The following is a 17,924-nucleotide window of genomic DNA, read 5'->3' as shown; positions in this document are numbered from 1 at the left end:
GATTAATTTTAACACAAAAAGAGGACCTTGGATTCATTATGAATCCTTGGTCCTTCTTTTTTATAGGTTATGTTTTTTCACAGCCCCTTTTTTATTTACGCGAGCAACGAGTCTAAGTCCGTGCTTGCACGAGATCTTAATGGTGCTAAGCGCCATGGCGCTTGTTCAGCACCGACCATAATGGAACGTAGATGCCGCGATAACGAGTAAAATTCGCAAAGGTTCTTTTATCTTGTTATTCGTTTCTCTATTACTACGTATTTTAAATGTATTTCATTGGTTTTTGAATCTTTCGAACTATACAAACCGCATATACAATAGAACTATCACGATGTATTCCAATGCATGACATCATTTGTACGGAGCGGCTTTTATGTATAACGAAAATTTCTGTATCAGAAGAATCAAGGAACTTATGAAAAGAAACGGCTATAATACGTATCATCTGTCCAAGCAGTCCGGCGTTTCTCTGTCCACCCTTTCTTCCATGTTCGAAAAAAATACCGAACCACGGGTAGAAACCATTGAGAAAATCTGCGCCGCCTGCAATATTACGGTATCACAGTTTTTCGACCGTTCGTCCGCAGACTTGACGGCCAATCAGCGTCAGCTTTTCACGTCCTTCAATTCTTTGAATCCGGAACACCAGCGCATGGTGCTCTCCTTTTCCAGCTTTCTGGAGCATGAAGAAGAGCACGGAAGATAAGCCTTACAGCCAGCTTATCTCCACTGCACGGTTTCCGTCAGTTCCTTTCTGGAAAAATGATTTACCAGGGGCTTCGCATTTTCTGACGCGTAGCCCAGATCCAGCAGCATCAGAATTTCCTCCTCTTCCGGAAGTCCCAGATCCCTTTTCAGTTCCTCCGGGTTAAAATTATTCAGCCAGCAGCTGTCCACGCCTGCGTTGTACGCGCCCAGCATCAGATGGGTTGCCACAATCGCCGCGTCCTCAATTCCGGAATCCCGGCTTCCGATTGACCAGTACCTGACAGAAGCACGTCAGACAGACGACCCGGCAGAACGTAAGGAAGCATACGCCAAGTGGCAGACAACAACAATGGCACTCTCTGTTCCCCATATCCTGGGCGGCATCTATATCGTGGAAACGGCATTCTCCTATCCTGGTATCGGCACCCTGTCCTATGAATCTGCCAAATACGCGGATTACAACATGCTGATGATTCTCTGTATGATGACCGGCATTACCGTCATTTTCTGCAACATCATCGGCGGTATCATCAATGAGCAGAGCGATCCCCGGGTGAAAGCCAACGAAATCAATGAACTGTCGGAGGTGACCAAAGCATGACACAAGACCCCTTTACCCTGGTGGGTATCCGCCCGGAAGAACCGCAGGCGACGCCTTCTAAAAAGAAAACAGGCTTTCCCTGTCCGTCCTTGTTCTTCTGCTGATTGTGCTTGGCTGCGTCTTTGCCGGCGTCATCGCCCAAAAGGATCCGGCCTTTCTGGATCTGGCAAATTATTCCAAATCTCCGGACAGGAAATTCCTGTTTGGTACGGACACCCTGGGCCGGGATATTTTTTCCTGTATCTGGTACGGCAGATCCGTAATTCTGAATATGTCGTCGCTTCCCGGTGCATGGACGGAAGCTTTCTGCATATCCTGCCGTAAACGTGCTTTTTGCACTTCGGAATTTCTTCCATAATGTGGGCAGGAAGAAACCAAAGGGAATACATAACAATACATTCAGGCAGGCGTTTGTGAACCTCACATGACTAAAGTCACGTGAGGTTCACATGCTCCTGTTCCTGTATTTTCAGTTTTGATAAAAGAACTTCTCCAACTGTAACCGCATCCTCCATACTCAGATAGTGGTCGGCGCTTCTGCTAAGATAGAGCTTCCCGGACGCTTCAAACTCTTCATCCGCAAACCATATCTTCAGCCAGACCGGATAGTTTGGCAGAAAGTGAAATACTGCACACAGATCGGCATTGCTGTCTGCAAATTCTGCCCCAAGGGCTTTGCAAATCTTCCGAATGCAATCCGGTGTTTTTCCTTTCAGAAATCTCTGAAGTTCCTTTTCCATATCATGGTCAAACTTCGTCCCTCTGATAAGCCCATCCTTTAAGCCTCCAAACGTAATGACCTGAGTAGAAACCGCAGTCCCGTCTGCCAGAGCCAAATAATGAAGGATCACCAGTTGATGCCATTCCTCAAGCCTGGGCGAAAATGTATATTCTGGAACTGCAATCCGAACCGTTTGGTTCAGACTTTGCAACTCCAATACTCCATCCCTTTCGTGAAAGATTGCTCCGCTTCTTTGGGCTATGTTATCCGGTGACAGATGTTTTACCTGTTCCTTTGCGGGACGAAGCATCTCGCGAAAGGCCCTGTTGTGCGGAAGCGTATCTTTAAAAAAGCGGTCCATTTTTTCACACCCTTTCCGCAGCATCTTTCAGCACCTTTGCAATATCTCCCTTCATGACCATTCCCTTTTCCTCTATGTCTTTTGGCAGGAAATCATATTGTGCATTTACGGCAATATAATAGGCATCCGGAAGATTCAGCGTCAGATTCCAGAAAGATTCCTGTATAAACATCGGCGTCATTCTCCCCACCCCCAGTTCCAGGAAGAGTATCTTTTTCTCTTTGTTGTTCATGATATACTTCGAAATTTTCTGATACTGTTCATCGTATTTTCTTCCCTGCAGAAAGTTGCCATAACCGCGCACCCACGGAAACGCTTCCTCGCCGCAGACCGGACAGCGCGGAATCAACTCTTCGGGAATGCTTGTACCATCTCCCATGGCCTCTATCATTTTTTCTACCGGCTTTACCGCATCCCATGTCCGGTCGCAGCACTGTCTGGAACACTGGAAAAAGCGGTGATCCCCCTGAATCTGTGCCACCTTCTCCTCCGGATAAATCTTGACAAACTGTGTGTCCTGATTCGTAGTCAGAATAAAGAAATCTTTTCCCTGCAAAATGGCGTCCAGATCCAGATAGGGTTCCCGGACAGGTGCTGTCTGTGTCGTATGCAGGAAGGTAGCCAGATAAGCCCAGAATTCCCCGCGGGTCTTATATGGATACCCCATGCCTGCAAACGCTCCCTGAAACCCATATTTTTCTGCAAACTTCCCGAAATAACGGCGAAAGGACGGCGTATCCTCATAGTAAAAATCCCCGCCTCCCGCGGAGGACAGTCCAGAGGCTCCTCCAACTACAATGCAATCTGCTTCTTTTATTTTCTCGATCAATTTCTCAATCTGCTTTTCGTAAGGCAGTGCTTCTCTGTCGCTTAATCTGACCGGCGTTTTTCCGGCGGCATACCTTCCATAATATCTGGAATAATTCATCTGCGTCTGCATAACCAGATTTTCATACATGCTCATTTTCATTTCCTCCATCCTTCGTTTCTTTCTTCCGCAGCCTCTTTCAGCCGTTCCAATATCTCTGTCATGTCTCCGTCGAGACCATAGGATTTTGCCGCAATCTCATCCGGAATATAGATCTCACCTTTGTTTATGGTAATATAGGACGCATAAGGCTCTTTTTTAACCAGATTCATAAGCGGTGCCTTGATCAGTTGATTTCTCCAACCGATTCCAAGTTCCAGAACAACCAGCTTTTTTCCATGATACTTCTGAACAAAATTCTGAAACCGCCTCTGTATCTCCCTGTCTGCCGCCGTCCTATGCCTCTGGGGCGAATGTCCAATCATAGTCCCGCCGCATTTCGGGCACCTTGGAACAAGCTCCGATGGGATTTTCATGTTCTTCTCGGACGCCGCCATTTCCGGAATCAGAGAGAATAAGGGATACAGGGTATCATGGCAGCCCTGCTCACACTGCATTTCCTTCCAGCTTCCCTCAATCTCCCAGATGCAGTCCGGGGAAAATCCGGCAAGTTCAAAATGATTTTCTCCGTTGGAGGTCACAAAGAAATACGGCTTGTCTCCGATGAGCGTTTTTAATGCCTCCATATTGGGACTGCCCGTGTACCCGATACTATAGTGATGAATCAGCCTGCTCAAAAATGCCCATTTTACTTCTTCCGATGGCCAGTCGGCAAAAAGCCCCGAAAGGATATTGCGAATCCCATAGACTCTTTTAAAATCTCCGAAAACCTCTTCAAAAGCCTGATTGTCCGCAAAAATATGAAGTCCTTCTGAAATGGAAAATCCATTACTCGCACCGATTAAAATTGCATCTGCCTCTTTCAGTTTCGCTGCAATTTCTTTATATTCGCCCATAAAGTAATCTCCTTTCCATGCGTTAGTTTCTTGACACTCTGTATGGAAATGATTATACTGTAAAAGGCATTCAAAGTCCTATCCAATATCCTGCGGACAGGAACAATTCTTTACAAATACTCGAATTTTGTATAACACTTTTATGGAGGAAAGCAAATTGACAGCAAGAAAAACAGACCGAAGAACCGTCATGACCAAAAGTATGATCAAGGACGCACTTCTGGAGCTGCTCCAGAATACACCCTATGAAAAGATAACTGTTACCGCCCTGTGCAAGCAATCCGAGATTACCAGAGCCACCTTTTACCTGCATTATAATAATATCGACAACGTTTTAGATGAACTGCTGGACGACGCCCTCCGACTTACAGAGCTTGACGCCATTCAGCCGTTCTCCTCTGCCGTCTCCAATCAGAGCATAGAAAACGAGAAAAATATCGAAGAAAGAAACCCGGATCCCGACGCCCTGCTTCCGGCCTGTCAGCGTGCCGCAAGCAATCCCAAATATCGAATCCTTTTTCTGGACGAAAGCTTATCTCATCATATCCTGAGGAAGCTGTATCAAATGCAAAAACCGCAACGTATCCCAGAAATTATGAGAGATTATTGTCTCAACGAATGGGAGGCAGAAAAAATTTTCCTTTATATGCTCCATGGAAATTTTGCCGTGAATAAGTCTCTGGGGTGGGAGAAAAATGAAGACTGGTACCATATACAGAACGTCATTAAAAAAATTCTAAAACCTTAACTTCTTGTCAGCAAATCAGCCCTTACAACCCCATGATATTCTACGAGCTGTACGGCATGCAAACACTGCCTGTGTCATGACACAGGCGAAATCCCCCACACTTTCCTACCACCTTTGCTACAATTTTCTGTGGGTAATTACACCCAAAATAGGAAACTCACCGCATTGGAAAAGAACTTGCTGACAAGGTTTTAGAAGGGAAATATTCATAATCACATCATATTCTGTACTGCTGATAACATCGAGCATAACAAATATCGCATTTCATTTATTATATTTATTATTTTTTTGCCTTGCAAAAATAAAAAGCATGATTAATAAAGTAACCGGGAACAAAAGTCCAACTCCCATACCTGCACGAATATTGTCTCCTGCACTTTGTGTAACACGTCCAACAATCCCCGGACCTATGCTTCCACCCAGGTCCCCCGCCATAGCAAGCAAAGCAAACATAGCCGTTCCACCTGCCGGAAATCTTTCTGATGAAATACTGATTGTGCCGGGCCACATAATCCCAACAGAAAAGCCACAGATAATACATCCAATCAAACCTGATATCGGATTCGACGATACAGAAGCAAGCAGGTAGCATATCACACATAAAATTCCAGATCCGATCATAAATTTCATCAGATCCATTTTATCACCATATTTTCCGAAAATTACACGACTGATCCCCATTGTAACAGCAAACATGCAAGGACCGGCTAGGTCACCAACTGTCTTTGACAGCCCCAGAGCAGCCTCCGCATAAGCAGATGCCCATTGTGCCATAGCCAGTTCTGACGAGCCGGAGCAAATCATTAAACATATGGAAAGCCAGAAAAGAGGTTTTCGAAACAGTTCTTTTATTCCCATTCCTTCCCCCTCATCTACCAAATACTCGATCGGACAGGTTGCAAAATTATAGATATTTATAGCCGGAACAAGTGCCCATAAGACAGCCAGCCATTTCCAGCTGTCCATGCCAAACACCGCAAAAAACAGTGTGGAGATCACAATCGTTCCCACTGCTCCCCAACAATAAAAAGAGTGAAGCAGACTCATCGTTGCCTCTTTGTTATCAAATGGACACGCCTCCACTATCGGACTGCAAAGCACTTCAATCAGACCACTTCCGACTGCATATACAATCACACTCAGGATAATTCCAACAAACGGTTCCGGCAAAAGATCCGGCAAAAAAGCCAGACCAACCAATCCTGCTGCGGAACATACCTCAGAAATAACAATACTGATACGATACCCTATTTTGTCCACAAACTTTGCACAAAACAGGTCTACCAACAACTGTGTAAGGAAAAAGCAGGTAGAAATCAATGCGATTTTTCCAAGTGTAATCTGATAATCATTATGAAATTTTAAAAATAACAATGGGGCAAAATTAGCTGCAATTGCCTGTGTAATAAATCCCATATAACAGGCTCTTTTTGTTTTCCGATAATTTGGCATGGTCATCACTCCTCGTTTTTTTACTGAATTATATAACATAATGTTTTTGTTTTCATTGATTTATTTCCGAATTTTATTGTATAATATCGTAAAGCATGTTTCAAAGAAGGAAGTTTCTATGAATATAAATAAAATCTATACTAAAATCATTACAGATGAAGATTTGATGGAGACAGTTCAGCACGGAAGCAATCTCTATCCTTTCCAGTTTTATTATGAAGATCTGTCAGTTTTTGATTTCAACTGTATAGAATGGCACTGGCATACAGAATTGGAGTTTATTTATATTGAATCCGGAACCGTTACTTTGTGGATTGGAGAAGACCAATTTCATTTAACCGAAGGAAATGGCATATTCATTAATACAAAGGTACTCCATCGCCTTTATTCTCCCTCAAAAGCCCTCATTCCCAATTTTGTATTTATGCCTTCTTTTATTGCCCCTTGCGACAGCCTGATTTATCAGAAATATATTCTGCCGATCATTTCTTCCTCATTGCCATTTCTCGTATTTCATAAAGAAGTATGCTGGCAAACAAAGGTTTTATCTATCATGCGGCAAATTATTTCTGCACAGGATTCTGTTTTATCCAAAGAACTCCTTACCAGTTCTCTCCTTCAGAATCTCTGGTTGGAAATATTTAAAAACACAGACATTTCATACCAGGAAGAACACAAGGAGCATTCAACCGCTTCTCAAGCCCGGTTACAGCTCATGATGCAATTTATCCACCTAAATTACTCACGGAGTATCTCATTGGATGACATTGCAGAACAGGCAATGGTCAGTAAGAGTACCGCTTTGAATCTGTTTCGGAAATATTTACACATAACACCGATTAACTATCTCATTAACTACCGTTTAAAACAGGCCGGTCAGTTGCTTTCAAAAACTGAGAAAAAAGTCAATCTCATTTCTTCTGAGACAGGATTTCATAACGTTGACTATTTTTGTAGATTATTTAAAAAACGCTACAAATTAACCCCAACGGAATACCGGAAACAGAAGCACTTTCTGTAAATCTGTTTCCCTTTGGATACTTCGCCTCCAAAAAACAAAACCGCTGCAACTTCCATCCTATACGGAGACGAAAATTGCAGCGGTTTAACTATCTTGAATCAGTTGATTGAGCGAAAGGACAGCATCGTCGCACTGTTCAATGCTGGAATTCCCACGGTACTCAGCACATCGGCTGTGGGAATGAACTTACTTTATTAAATCTACCGGGAGATCATTGACCGCAGCATGACATTCCAGGACTCTCAAAAACCTCCGATGGATAGATGAGAGGCTCATAAGCATCCACTTCCTCTCGGACAGTGGATTCATCCACAACGGACAGATCCTCTACCACTTTGACATAGCAGTAAAAACGGTTGTCGCCGGTCGATACATCAAAACTTTCTGATGGATACAAACTGAGTAGATTATCTCCGGCACCTAAAGTTAGCTGCGTGGAATAGTAAGGAGCCAACAAATTTGTTCCGTTTTCTGCATCTGTGAGGTTGTTTTCAATATTCCAGTACACTGGCAAATCACGCTGTACCACAATGACTGCCGGGGAGAATCCATTGTCCGTCAGTTCGATACCGACCTCTTGAATCTCGTTCCCAGATTCGTCCGTAGTGAGTAATGCAATCGCTAATGCTTCTGTGGGGATCTTATATTCGGCAGGGGTTGGGACACTGACTTCACCACTGGAAGCCGCAACATCACCCTTGGTTCCATCCGTAACAAAAATGTTGCCGCGAATCATACCCATCAGCAGCTATAACGAACCGTGCCGGTATTGTCAGGCGTAAATTCAATGATATTTTCGCCCGTATGGAACGTGTACTCGATTCCGTAATCCTGAATCAAAAATCTGTATTGATTTTTCTGCGTAAGGTGTTATAATCGGTATATACCGGAAACAAAGGAGGAAAGCGTCCATGCCAAGACCGCCACGGTGCCGTCGGATTTGTGGCGCACCACAAGTTGATACCTTCTGCCCCAATGGGTGCGAGAATACCGAGCCGATCCTGCTGACGCTGGACGAATACGAGGTCATTCGTCTGGTTGACTTGGAGCAGCAAACCCATGAACAGTGTGCCGCGCAAATGGACATTTCACGCTCTACCGTACAGGAGATTTACGAAGTCGCACGGCGCAAGATCGCAGCGTGTCTTGTTCACGGGAAACCGCTGCACATCACCGGGGGAAACTACCGCATCTGTGGAGGACAGGAGGCAACCCACTGCGGCCGTTGCTGCCGGATACAGCGAGCCAACACAGAAAAATTCAACAAAAATGCAAAGGAGATTCCATTATGAAAATTGCAGTTACCTATGAAAACGGTCAAATTTTTCAGCATTTCGGCCACACCGAACAGTTCAAGCTTTATGAAGCTGCGGACGGCAAAGTCATCCATGCGGAAGTCGTTGACACCAACGGCAGCGGTAAGCATAGCTGCCATTGATATGGAACGCACACTGACACAACTTCCGTTCTGGCCATCCTTGACCGAACAGGAGCAAGAAACACTACGCCGAAGTGCCTTTGTCCGTCATTATGAAAAAGGTACATTCGTTCACAGCAGCGACAATGAATGTCTCGGAATGCTGTTTATTCTTTCCGGCGAGATCCGCACCTATCTTCTCTCCGAGGAGGGACGGGAGGTAACGCTGTTCCGGCTGTATCCGGGCGAACTATGCGTGCTTTCTGCCTCCTGCGTGATCAGTCAGATCACCTTTGATACGCAGATGACCGCCGGACCGGATACGGAGGTTCTGATTATCCCTGCAAATATCATTGCTGCGCTCAAGGAAAAAAATCTATATGTCCGCTGCTATCTCTATGAGCTGGCAACGAAACGGTTTTCTGATGTGATGTGGGCGATGCAGCAGATCATGTTCAAGGGATTGGATCGGCGGCTGGCAGAATTTCTCATTGCCGAAGCGGAGCGTACCGGCTCTGATACGATACGCATGACCCATGAGCAGATCGCCCAGCACATCAGCTCGGCGCGGGAGGCAGTGGCACGGATGCTCAAAAGCTTCTCAGAGGACGGACTGGTGGAGCTGAAGCGTGGTGCAATCACGCTGCGGAATAAGAACGGACTAAATTGTCTAAAATAAAAAGAAATGTGACCTTGTCACAGAAGAAAATCATAGATTTGCTGCAATAAAAGCAGAAAAACAGGAAGGAGTATCCACCATGAAAGAAACGAAATACACAGGTACTCAAACAGAGAAAAATCTGATGGCTGCCTTTGCCGGTGAGTCCGAGGCACGCAACAAGTACACCTATTTTGCATCCAAGGCCAAGAAGGAAGGCTACGAGCAGATCGCGGCGCTGTTCTTCAAAACCGCTGATAATGAGAAGGAACACGCCAAACTGTGGTTCAAAGAACTGAACGGCATTGGAGACACCGCCGAAAACCTTCTCTCCGCCGCTGAGGGTGAGAACTACGAGTGGACGGATATGTACGACGGCTTTGCCAAAACTGCCGATGAGGAAGGCTTTCATGAACTGGCACAGCGCTTCCGCCTAGTCGCCGCCATTGAAAAGCACCATGAGGAGCGCTACCGTGCCCTGCTACACAATGTGGAAATGGCGGAAGTCTTTGCCAAGAGCGAGGTCAAGGTGTGGGAGTGCCGCAACTGCGGGCATATCGTGATTGGTGAGAAAGCACCGGAGGTCTGCCCGACCTGCAACCATCCCCAGAGCTATTTTGAGATCCACGCGGAAAATTATTAAAGAAAGAAAAAGAGAAACCTCCATAGTCTGTGGAAAGCGTGATTCATCTTTTAAAAATCCGGTGCTTTTTTGAGCACTGGATTTTTTTATCAATGTGACCTCGTCACAGAAAAATGCTTTGTCCTACGGTATGATAAAGCCACAATCAATAAACAAGAAAGAGATGGCGAACATGAAAATCAAGCTCAATCCCGATCAGGAGATTGTCAATACCATCCGGGAAGGACTCAAGCGCACCGGCGGATACTGTCCCTGCCGCAGGGAGCGCACAGAGGCGATCAAATGTATGTGCCAGGAGTTTAAGGATCAACTTGCAGATCCGGGCTTCGAGGGATTCTGCCACTGTATGCTCTATTACAAATCCTTGCAGGATTAAGGGAGGAACGCTATGCTGTCAAAGAAACTGGCTGCCGTAGATAAGACGCAGTGCGTCGCCTGCGGCGTGTGTGAAAATACCTGTCCACTGGGGGTCGTCAAGGTGCGCCGCGGGTGCTGCGTCCCTGCGGGAGGCTATTAAGCTGTTCTGGACATTCCGTGTGCCGTGGGGCTGGACTTACACAGCCGGTACAGTCGCTGATTGGGTGGCGCAGTTCAGCTTCGGCTTTTATAGCCTCATGCTGACCTCTCTGCCGCTGGGCTTGATCGTTATGGTGCTCTACAAGCCCCGCACATGGTGTGCGTTTTGTCCGATGGGAACCATGACGCAGGGCATTTGCAAACTGAAAAACAAAGAATAATCAAGGATAATAGAAAGGAGTCATTCTCATGGCTGAACTGAAAATTACTGCTGCGAATTTTGAAAATGAAGTACTGAATTCCGACAAACCCGTTTTGCTGGATTTCTACGCGGACTGGTGCGGACCGTGCAAAATGCTCTCTCCCATACTGCATGAGCTTGCCGAAGAAAAAAGCGGTACGCTCAAGGTGGGCAAGGTCAATGTGGAGGAGCAAATGGAGCTGGCGATGCGTTTTCAGGTATCCAGCATCCCGATGCTGGTCGTATTCAAGGATGGAAAGGCCGTTGCGAAATCGGTCGGCTATCGGCCTAAGTCGGAGATTGACGCAATGGTGGAGGGTGCAAGATGAAAGTTGTGATCGTAGGCGGTGTGGCGGGAGGTGCTTCTGCCGCTGCCCGCATCCGCCGTTTGGATGAACACGCGCAGATCATCATGATCGAGCGCAGCGGCTATGTGTCCTATGCCAACTGCGGCCTGCCGTATTATGTGGGTGGTGTGATCAAAGAGCAAGAAGAACTGACGCTGCAAACTCCGGAGAGCTTTTGGGATCGCTTTCGCATTGATGTACGAATACGGCAGGAAGTAACTGCAATCAATTCTGCAGAGAAAACCGTCACCGTCCGTGCACTGGACAGCGGAAAGATCTATACGGAAACCTATGACAAACTGCTTCTTGCCCCCGGCGCAAAGCCGACGGTTCCTGCGCTTTCCGGCGTCAGCAGTGAGCGTGTTTTCACGCTACGCACCGTGGAGGACACCCTCCGCATTAGGCGCTTTGTAGAGGAGCAGAAGCCGAAAACTGCTATTTTGGCTGGCGGCGGCTTTATCGGTCTGGAAATGGCGGAAAACCTTGTGGAGATGGGCGTTTCGGTTACCATCGTTCAGCGTCCGAAGCAGCTATTAGCACCACTGGATGCGGATATGGCGAGCTTTGTCCATGCGGAAATGCGCAGACACGGCGTGGCTCTGCGGTTGGGTGAAACCGTCACCGGATTCCGACAGGACGGAGATTCCGTGCTGACCCTGTTGGAAGAAAGTGAACCACTGCATTCGGATATGGTGCTGTTGGCCATCGGTGTTACCCCGGATACGCATTTGGCAAAAGAGGCCGGGCTGGAACTGGGCATCCGGGACAGCATCGCTGTCAACGAGCGGATGGAAACCTCCGCGCCGGACATCTACGCTGTAGGCGATGCCGTAGAGGTCACCCATTTCGTGACCGGCCAGAAAGCGTTGATCTCGCTTGCGGGGCCCGCCAACAAGCAGGGACGCATTGCCGCTGACAATATCTGCGGCGGAAACAGCCGCTTTCACGGCTCTCAGGGCTCGTCTGTTCTGAAGCTGTTTGGCTTGACAGCGGCCTCTACGGGAATCAATGAAAAGGCAGCGCAGGCAGCAGGGATCACTTACGACAAAGTCGTACTTTTCCCGGCATCCCACGCTACCTATTATCCCGGCGCACAGTCTATGGCAATGAAGGTACTGTATGAAAAAGAAAGCCTGCGACTGCTGGGTGCGCAGATCGTTGGCGGCGACGGCGTGGACAAGCGTATTGATGTACTGGCAACGGCCATTCGTGCCAAAATGACAGCACCGGAACTGACCGAACTTGATCTTTCCTATGCACCGCCCTATTCCTCCGCCAAGGATCCGGTAAATATGGCAGGCTTTATGATCGAGGATTTGGAGAGCGGGAAAGTGCGGCAGTTCCATTGGAATGATGTTGAGGACTTGCCTTGCGATGGCAGTGCGACGCTACTGGATGTCCGTACGGAAGGCGAATATCGGCGTGGGCACTTGAATGGATTCCGCAATATTCCACTGGACGAACTGCGGGAGCATTTGGACGAGTTAGAGCGGGACAAGCCTGTCTATGTGAATTGCCAGACAGGACTTCGCAGTTATCTGGCTTGCCGGCTTTTGACGCAGTATGGTTTCAGCTGTGCCCATCTCTCCGGCGGATACAGTTTTTATCAGGTCGTAACTCAAGAGCAGCAGACAGCGCAGAGCGTCTATCCCTGCGGAATGAAGAAGCTATGAGTGAAAATTTATTGGGTTTGACGATTGCGACAGATAAAGGCTTGGATGATCTGCAATGCCAGCGCCTTTTAAGTAAAAATCACATGTATCAGGAAGTCATGCTGCAATACCGCTGCGCACTGAAAGCACTTGAAAGCCGGTTGGAAATTTTGAATGAGGAATTTTCATTGCAGCATGACCGCAATCCGATAGAAAGTATGAAAAGCCGCTTGAAGTCGCCGTCCAGCATTATGAATAAGATGCAGAAGCGCGGACTTCCTCTGGATTTTCCAAAGTTATAAGATTTAAATTATCCATTTTCAAAGCAAGCCACAAAGGGCTCACATAGGAACGATGATCACAATGGACGAGAATACTTCAGAACTGTTCCAGCAGCTTGCCGAGCAAGTTCTTGAGCTCCCCTTGGATGGGGAAAATTAAGCGTGTCGCTACGGCGGGTTTTTATATACCTCTTGCGCCCCCCGTTGGCACAGAAAATCTTTTCGCACAGCTACAAGATATCCTGCGCCAACTACACCCGAACAGCCGGATTTTGCTTATGGCAAATTCCTTGTCTTTTGTAACTTACAGCCCACAAAATCCGCCTGTTCTGCTGCCACTGAAAACGATCTGTCTGGCGTGGGACAACCCCCTTTCCAGCATCAGCGGTCGCAAAAGGTATAACACACTATACTTTGCAAGCAAAATCGTGTGCCAAGTGGAACTCCGTCCCCTTTGGATACCCCTGCCAAGGGCAACTCTGTTTTCCTTTGGATACCCTATGCCAACAGGGATGCTGCTCGCCCCTATTGGAAACCCAGAGCCAAAGGGGCTTTGCCCCTCTGGACGCCCCACCTGTCCATGCAGTGGCGATCCATCCTGCTCCCACACGATAGATACGCTCCTGCCCGGAACAGGTAAAACAGGCCCAGAGTTTTGCCCAAATAGCGGGTAAATCTCTGGGCCTGTTTTGGTCAGCAGCGGCTGGGAAAAGGTGAACGGAAAGCCTTGCTGACTGATAAATTTGAGTTGGATATTTTCGTATTGAGATGCGAAAATCTGTTGTTCTGAATTCCTGTATCTGGTATAATAAAAGCGTCGAATTTTCTGACCGGATGTGCCCATATGGCCACATCATCGTGATGCTCCACAGTGGGAAGATTTTGATGGTAGAGACCAAGGGCGACCACCTGGACAACGATGAATCTAAGGAAAAAGCCAAAATCGGCGACCAGTGGGCGAAGCTGGCCGGAAAACAGTACAAGTATTACATGGTGTTTGAGACCAAGCAGCCGGACTATCCGGGAGCGTATTCCCTGGAGCGGTTTATGGAGATCGTGAATGGATTATAATTTTCCAGATATATTTGGAGGAACACATGAACACTAGAATCGAAATTTGTACAAAGGAAGATGAATCTACAACTGTTAAAGGCGGTATTTTAGAGCGGTTGGTGGCGCAAATATTGACGGTTCAGCAGTTTGAAGTTACCCAAACAGTGCGTGTAACCGGGATGGAAATAGATGTATATGCAAAACACAAAATCACAAATCAAGTGATTCTTGTTGAGTGTAAGGCTCATGAGAATGCTTTACCAGCGGATGTCATCACTAAATTGTTAGGAAACATAATGCTGCGCAAAGCTGATGCTTGTTGGCTCGTTACGACAGGGCCCCTGTCTAAGGATGCAGAAGGCACACGAATTGAATGGGAGCAAGAATCAAATAGCGAAAGAGGAAAACTGTCTTTTTATACACAGGACAGAATTCTAGATTTATTAGTTGGATCTAGGCAAATTCAGCCATTGGACAAGATTCTTGGGTTAATTTCAAGTAAATTTGTACCTGGAGATGATGCAATGTTAATGTGCACATCCTCCGGTATGTTCTGGATTATTCCGATTGTTGATCCTGCTCTGGAAATTTCTTCAACAGTTCTTGCATTTGATGCTGTTCATGGCCAAAGAGTAACATCAACCGAGCAGCTTAACAATCTGAAGGCCCATAGAAATAGTTTTAGTAGTTTTCAGTGGCTAGGGAGCGAAAGTATCGACTCTAAGCAAACAGAACTGCTTGCCGAAGAATATAGGAATATTGTTCCGGTAATAAGTGGTGATGATTGGAGCGATTATCGCCCAGCTAGACCAGAGGATTTTGTCGGTAGGAAGAAGATCTTATCGGATATACTAGATTTTTTAGAAAGTGTTAACAATGGAAATTCAAGAACGAGGTTGTTTTCCATAAAGGCACCATCTGGTATGGGAAAAAGTTCTGTTGTATTGAAGTTGGCTTCTCAGGTGACAACAAGCCGAAAGTATTCCAAAAAATTTTTTGTGTATGCGGTAGATGTTCGTACCGCTATGTCAGCGCGATATGCAGAGATGGCAATTAGATCTTGCTTTTCTGAAGCTGATTCACAAGGATTTACAGATGTTACAACGAGGGACATCAATTCAACTACTGTAAGTCAGTACCTAAATGATAGTTCAATTCAAAAGACATTAGAATATTTAAAACAACAAGGTAAAACTATAGTAATTGTATTTGATCAATTTGAAGAGCTGTTCTCTCAAAAGGGGTTGTATCCACTCTTTGATAATGTGCGTGTCCTTTGCAATGAGATAGATGCGCTACAAGGTCCACTAGTTTTAGGATTTGCATGGAAAACAGATTTAACGATTCCTGCTGATCATCCGGCATACTATATGTGGTCGAATTTAGCAGATAGGCGTAAAGAATTTGAATTGTCGCAATTTAAGGCGACAGAAATTAAAAGCGCTATTAAGCTTTTTGGTAGGCATTTGCAAGAGCCTGTTAATCCGATTTTAAACAATTACTTGACCAAACAATGTCAAGGATACCCTTGGTTGTTAAAAAAGTTGTGCATTCATGTTTTCAAGTTGATACACGACGGAAATAGCCAGGACTATGTTATTGGTCAAAGGCTTAATATAGTAGACTTATTTGAAAGAGATATTTCTGAACTAACGCCAGACCAGCACGCTTGCGTAATAGAAATTGCTAAATCTTCGCCGGCAGATTATTTTTCAATTACAGAAACATATGGTAGCGATATGGTGCAAACTCTGATAAACGGAAGAATTGTAATCCGACGTGCATCAAAGTTGACATTGTACTGGGATATTTTCCGAGATTATGTTTTAAATAAGACTGTTCCAGAACTTATGCTGGATTATATCCCTCAGCAGCAATTTAGAACAGATATGCGAGCATTTGCGTGCCTAATAGACAAAGGAGATTTGGCATCTTCGGAATTGGGAAAAGAATTATCTGTAAGTACGGCTACAATCGATAATATAATGATTGACGCAGTTATGTTTGGTGTTGCACAAAGAAATTCAAATACCATACATATAATTCCGGACTCTAAAGAGGCGCTTATTTCCACTCTCCAAGCTATTTTTAAGAAGCATACTGTATATGTGGAAATAAAAAATAGGCTTCGCCTATTCAACTCCCCTGCCCCTCATTCTTGAGGGGTGGGGGTTTCTTTTTCTTGCTTTTTCCTGCATAATAGTCTTATGAACATCCTTCAAGAAATTTTTACAGACCATTATGAAGAAATGCTTTATACATTGCATCCACGTGATTCCATTATTGAAAACGTGGACAAAATGATCCTTTGTGGTGACCCCGCCTTCGGCGGTGCCATGTATGGCTGTAAGCATTGCGGCAATCTCAAGTTTGTCCCTTTCCGCTGTCACAGCCGTTTTTGCCCTACCTGTGGCAATAAGTACTCTATGGAACGTACTACTTCCATGGCTTTTAAACTCATTCACGTTACTCACCGTCATTGTGTTTTTACCATTGATGAAAATCTTCGCCCTTTCTTCTTAGAAGATCGCTCCTTACTTCATTGTCTTTTTCATGCTGTTTCCAGTGTTGTTTTGCGTATGTTTTCCAAGCTTAACAAGTCTCAAAACTTTGTCCCTGGATTCATCATGGTTCTTCATACTTTTGGCAGGGATCTCAAATGGAATCCTCACATTCACTGTCTCATTTCCGAAGGTGGTTACAGCGATTTGGGGCAGTGGCGGCATATTTCTCATTTCAACTATACTTTTCTCCGAAATTCTTTTCGTACCGCTCTACTCAACGAGATGCAACATAAGCTTGGAAACTCATTCAAAAAAGTAAAGGCCAAATGTTATGAAGATCATCCCAATGGTTTCTATGTTTATGCCAAGCCCAACAGTTGCGATTCCAAAACCGTTCTTAATTACATCGGTCGTTACCTTGGCAGACCTGTTATCGCCACTTCCCGCATTGATTCTTATGACGGTGATTCGGTTACCTTTCACTACAACCGTCATGAAGATAATAAATATATCGTCGAAACCGTTCCCGCCATTACCTTTATTGAACGGTTGATTCAACATATACCGGAAAAACATTTCAAAATGATCCGCTATGGTGGTCTTTATGCCAGGCACCGTGAGATTGATAAAAAACTTTATCGTGCTATTTCTCGCGAAAAACATCACATTTATCGTAGTTTTAACCGCTGGCGTCAGGCTATCTCTCTTTCATTTGGATATGACCCTTTAAAATGTCCTGACTGCGGCTCTACTATGTCCGTCCTTGAACTTTACTACAACCATAAGCGCGTCTCCCTCGAAGAAATGTACGAGAAAGCCATGTCCAAAGCTCGTAGGAAAAGAGGCTATGGATAGCTTCTCTTTTCCATACTTCTATGCTACAATCCTCTTAAAGGAGGATGCCGCCATGAAATCTGATATCGAGGAGCTGCGCAATAAATACATCAAAAATCCACCGGAAGGAATGACACCCAGGGACATTCGCCAGATGAGCGAGAGTGACCTTCTGGATATGGATTATTTCTTACATGAATTCGATGACGATGATGACGATTGGGGAACAGAAGGTTTTTATATCTTCTAATTTCACAACCGTCCCGTTTTCATGCCCGCCTCCGCGCGGGCCTTTTTCGTTCAAGAGAGCGCCGGAGGCGGTCTTTCCTATAAAGTAAAAAA

23 protein-coding genes and 2 pseudogenes are annotated in these 17,924 nt (G+C 45.6%); 19 read left to right on the top strand and 6 right to left on the bottom strand.

Annotation, left to right across the window (positions count from 1 at the left end; all coding sequences use genetic code 11):
* Window positions 1-373 precede the first annotated feature (373 nt).
* Entirely contained in the window at window positions 374-706 is a 333-nt protein-coding gene (locus OCV63_RS16740; protein WP_158365355.1) for a helix-turn-helix domain-containing protein, read from the top strand.
* A gap of 14 nt (window positions 707-720) precedes the next feature.
* Here OCV63_RS16740 and OCV63_RS16735 read toward each other — a convergent pair whose 3' ends face one another.
* Window positions 721-954, bottom strand: a complete 234-nt coding sequence (locus OCV63_RS16735; RefSeq protein ID WP_331485580.1) for a nitroreductase family protein — start codon at window positions 952-954, stop codon at window positions 721-723.
* 103 nt (window positions 955-1,057) lie between these two features.
* On the opposite strand from OCV63_RS16735, the gene OCV63_RS16730 reads away from it, so the two are divergent.
* Window positions 1,058-1,309, top strand: coding sequence for an ABC transporter permease subunit (locus tag OCV63_RS16730; RefSeq protein ID WP_158365354.1), 252 nt, complete (start codon window positions 1,058-1,060; stop codon window positions 1,307-1,309).
* Between the two features lie 434 nt (window positions 1,310-1,743).
* Here the strand turns inward: OCV63_RS16730 and OCV63_RS16725 are convergent, their stop codons facing one another.
* From OCV63_RS16725 to OCV63_RS16715, 3 genes are read right to left on the bottom strand one after another with little or no spacing between them, the layout of a single operon-like run.
* Window positions 1,744-2,340 carry a DUF3786 domain-containing protein gene (locus OCV63_RS16725; protein WP_262670945.1) on the bottom strand — a complete coding sequence of 199 codons (597 nt, stop codon included), beginning with the start codon at window positions 2,338-2,340 and terminating at the stop codon, window positions 1,744-1,746.
* 55 nt (window positions 2,341-2,395) lie between these two features.
* On the bottom strand, window positions 2,396-3,355 hold the full coding sequence (locus OCV63_RS16720; RefSeq protein ID WP_262670944.1) for an SIR2 family NAD-dependent protein deacylase: 960 nt from the start codon (window positions 3,353-3,355) through the stop codon (window positions 2,396-2,398).
* Between the two features lie 2 nt (window positions 3,356-3,357).
* Complete coding sequence (locus tag OCV63_RS16715) at window positions 3,358-4,215, bottom strand: SIR2 family NAD-dependent protein deacylase (RefSeq protein WP_158365351.1); 858 nt, start codon at window positions 4,213-4,215, stop codon at window positions 3,358-3,360.
* Window positions 4,216-4,372: 157 nt separating this feature from the next.
* Here OCV63_RS16715 and OCV63_RS16710 point away from each other — a divergent pair, with 157 nt between their 5' ends.
* Together OCV63_RS16710 and OCV63_RS17720 are read left to right on the top strand one after the other, a co-directional pair.
* Window positions 4,373-4,963, top strand: a complete 591-nt coding sequence (locus OCV63_RS16710) for a TetR/AcrR family transcriptional regulator (protein ID WP_262670943.1) — start codon at window positions 4,373-4,375, stop codon at window positions 4,961-4,963.
* Window positions 4,964-5,115: 152 nt separating this feature from the next.
* Window positions 5,116-5,221, top strand: a pseudogene (locus OCV63_RS17720) (relaxase/mobilization nuclease domain-containing protein); the annotation flags it as partial.
* Window positions 5,222-5,227: 6 nt separating this feature from the next.
* On the opposite strand, the gene OCV63_RS16700 reads toward OCV63_RS17720, so the two are convergent.
* Window positions 5,228-6,415 carry an MFS transporter gene (locus tag OCV63_RS16700; protein WP_158365349.1) on the bottom strand — a complete coding sequence of 396 codons (1,188 nt, stop codon included), beginning with the start codon at window positions 6,413-6,415 and terminating at the stop codon, window positions 5,228-5,230.
* Between the two features lie 118 nt (window positions 6,416-6,533).
* Here OCV63_RS16700 and OCV63_RS16695 point away from each other — a divergent pair, with 118 nt between their 5' ends.
* Entirely contained in the window at window positions 6,534-7,436 is a 903-nt protein-coding gene (locus OCV63_RS16695; RefSeq protein ID WP_158365348.1) for an AraC family transcriptional regulator, read from the top strand.
* Window positions 7,437-7,647: 211 nt separating this feature from the next.
* On the opposite strand, the gene OCV63_RS16690 is transcribed toward OCV63_RS16695, so the two are convergent.
* Window positions 7,648-8,172 carry a hypothetical protein gene (locus tag OCV63_RS16690; RefSeq protein ID WP_262670942.1) on the bottom strand — a complete coding sequence of 175 codons (525 nt, stop codon included), beginning with the start codon at window positions 8,170-8,172 and terminating at the stop codon, window positions 7,648-7,650.
* Window positions 8,173-8,347: 175 nt separating this feature from the next.
* Between OCV63_RS16690 and OCV63_RS16685 the strand changes: the two genes are divergently transcribed.
* The 14 genes and pseudogenes from OCV63_RS16685 to OCV63_RS16620 all read left to right on the top strand — a co-directional run bounded on the left by OCV63_RS16685 (window position 8,348) and on the right by OCV63_RS16620 (window position 17,832).
* Window positions 8,348-8,728, top strand: coding sequence for a DUF134 domain-containing protein (locus OCV63_RS16685; protein ID WP_262670941.1), 381 nt, complete (start codon window positions 8,348-8,350; stop codon window positions 8,726-8,728).
* Window positions 8,725-8,874 carry a NifB/NifX family molybdenum-iron cluster-binding protein gene (locus OCV63_RS16680; protein ID WP_262670940.1) on the top strand — a complete coding sequence of 50 codons (150 nt, stop codon included), beginning with the start codon at window positions 8,725-8,727 and terminating at the stop codon, window positions 8,872-8,874. The genes OCV63_RS16685 and OCV63_RS16680 overlap by 4 nt, the downstream gene beginning before the upstream one ends.
* Window positions 8,825-9,532, top strand: coding sequence for a Crp/Fnr family transcriptional regulator (locus tag OCV63_RS16675; RefSeq protein ID WP_317246119.1), 708 nt, complete (start codon window positions 8,825-8,827; stop codon window positions 9,530-9,532). The genes OCV63_RS16680 and OCV63_RS16675 overlap by 50 nt, the downstream gene beginning before the upstream one ends.
* A gap of 79 nt (window positions 9,533-9,611) precedes the next feature.
* Window positions 9,612-10,154 carry a rubrerythrin gene (gene rbr / locus OCV63_RS16670; RefSeq protein ID WP_158365345.1) on the top strand — a complete coding sequence of 181 codons (543 nt, stop codon included), beginning with the start codon at window positions 9,612-9,614 and terminating at the stop codon, window positions 10,152-10,154.
* 130 nt (window positions 10,155-10,284) lie between these two features.
* Window positions 10,285-10,530 carry a ferredoxin-thioredoxin reductase catalytic domain-containing protein gene (locus tag OCV63_RS16665; protein ID WP_158365344.1) on the top strand — a complete coding sequence of 82 codons (246 nt, stop codon included), beginning with the start codon at window positions 10,285-10,287 and terminating at the stop codon, window positions 10,528-10,530.
* Between the two features lie 12 nt (window positions 10,531-10,542).
* A complete protein-coding gene (locus OCV63_RS16660; RefSeq protein ID WP_262670946.1) occupies window positions 10,543-10,671 on the top strand; it encodes a 4Fe-4S binding protein in 129 nt (42 codons plus the stop codon).
* Window positions 10,640-10,891 (top strand): annotated as a pseudogene (locus OCV63_RS17715) (4Fe-4S binding protein); the annotation flags it as partial. The gene OCV63_RS16660 and the pseudogene OCV63_RS17715, both read left to right, overlap by 32 nt.
* A gap of 28 nt (window positions 10,892-10,919) precedes the next feature.
* Window positions 10,920-11,240, top strand: coding sequence for a thioredoxin (trxA, locus tag OCV63_RS16650; RefSeq protein WP_158365343.1), 321 nt, complete (start codon window positions 10,920-10,922; stop codon window positions 11,238-11,240).
* Complete coding sequence (locus tag OCV63_RS16645; protein WP_158365342.1) at window positions 11,237-12,931, top strand: FAD-dependent oxidoreductase; 1,695 nt, start codon at window positions 11,237-11,239, stop codon at window positions 12,929-12,931. The genes trxA and OCV63_RS16645 overlap by 4 nt, the downstream gene beginning before the upstream one ends.
* The gene (locus tag OCV63_RS16640) at window positions 12,928-13,212 is read left to right on the top strand and encodes a nucleotidyltransferase family protein (protein WP_262670939.1); all 285 of its coding nucleotides are present in this window, start codon (window positions 12,928-12,930) and stop codon (window positions 13,210-13,212) included. Before OCV63_RS16645 ends, OCV63_RS16640 begins: the two co-directional genes overlap by 4 nt.
* 747 nt (window positions 13,213-13,959) lie before the next feature.
* Window positions 13,960-14,262 (top strand): hypothetical protein, encoded by a 303-nt coding sequence (locus tag OCV63_RS16635; RefSeq protein ID WP_262670938.1) that lies wholly within the window; start codon window positions 13,960-13,962, stop codon window positions 14,260-14,262.
* Window positions 14,263-14,288: 26 nt separating this feature from the next.
* The gene (locus OCV63_RS16630) at window positions 14,289-16,406 is read left to right on the top strand and encodes a restriction endonuclease (protein WP_158365340.1); all 2,118 of its coding nucleotides are present in this window, start codon (window positions 14,289-14,291) and stop codon (window positions 16,404-16,406) included.
* A 45-nt stretch (window positions 16,407-16,451) separates the two neighbouring features.
* A complete protein-coding gene (locus OCV63_RS16625; RefSeq protein ID WP_158365339.1) occupies window positions 16,452-17,603 on the top strand; it encodes an IS91 family transposase in 1,152 nt (383 codons plus the stop codon).
* Window positions 17,604-17,655: 52 nt separating this feature from the next.
* Window positions 17,656-17,832, top strand: coding sequence for a hypothetical protein (locus tag OCV63_RS16620; protein WP_262670845.1), 177 nt, complete (start codon window positions 17,656-17,658; stop codon window positions 17,830-17,832).
* The last annotated feature ends 92 nt before the right edge of the window (window positions 17,833-17,924 follow it).

This window comes from Laedolimicola ammoniilytica, assembly GCF_025567165.1.
In the GTDB taxonomy this organism is placed as follows: domain Bacteria; phylum Bacillota; class Clostridia; order Lachnospirales; family Lachnospiraceae; genus Laedolimicola; species Laedolimicola ammoniilytica.
The sequence above is the reverse complement of the archived record's forward strand: the minus strand, read 5'-3'. Positions and strand labels throughout refer to the sequence as shown.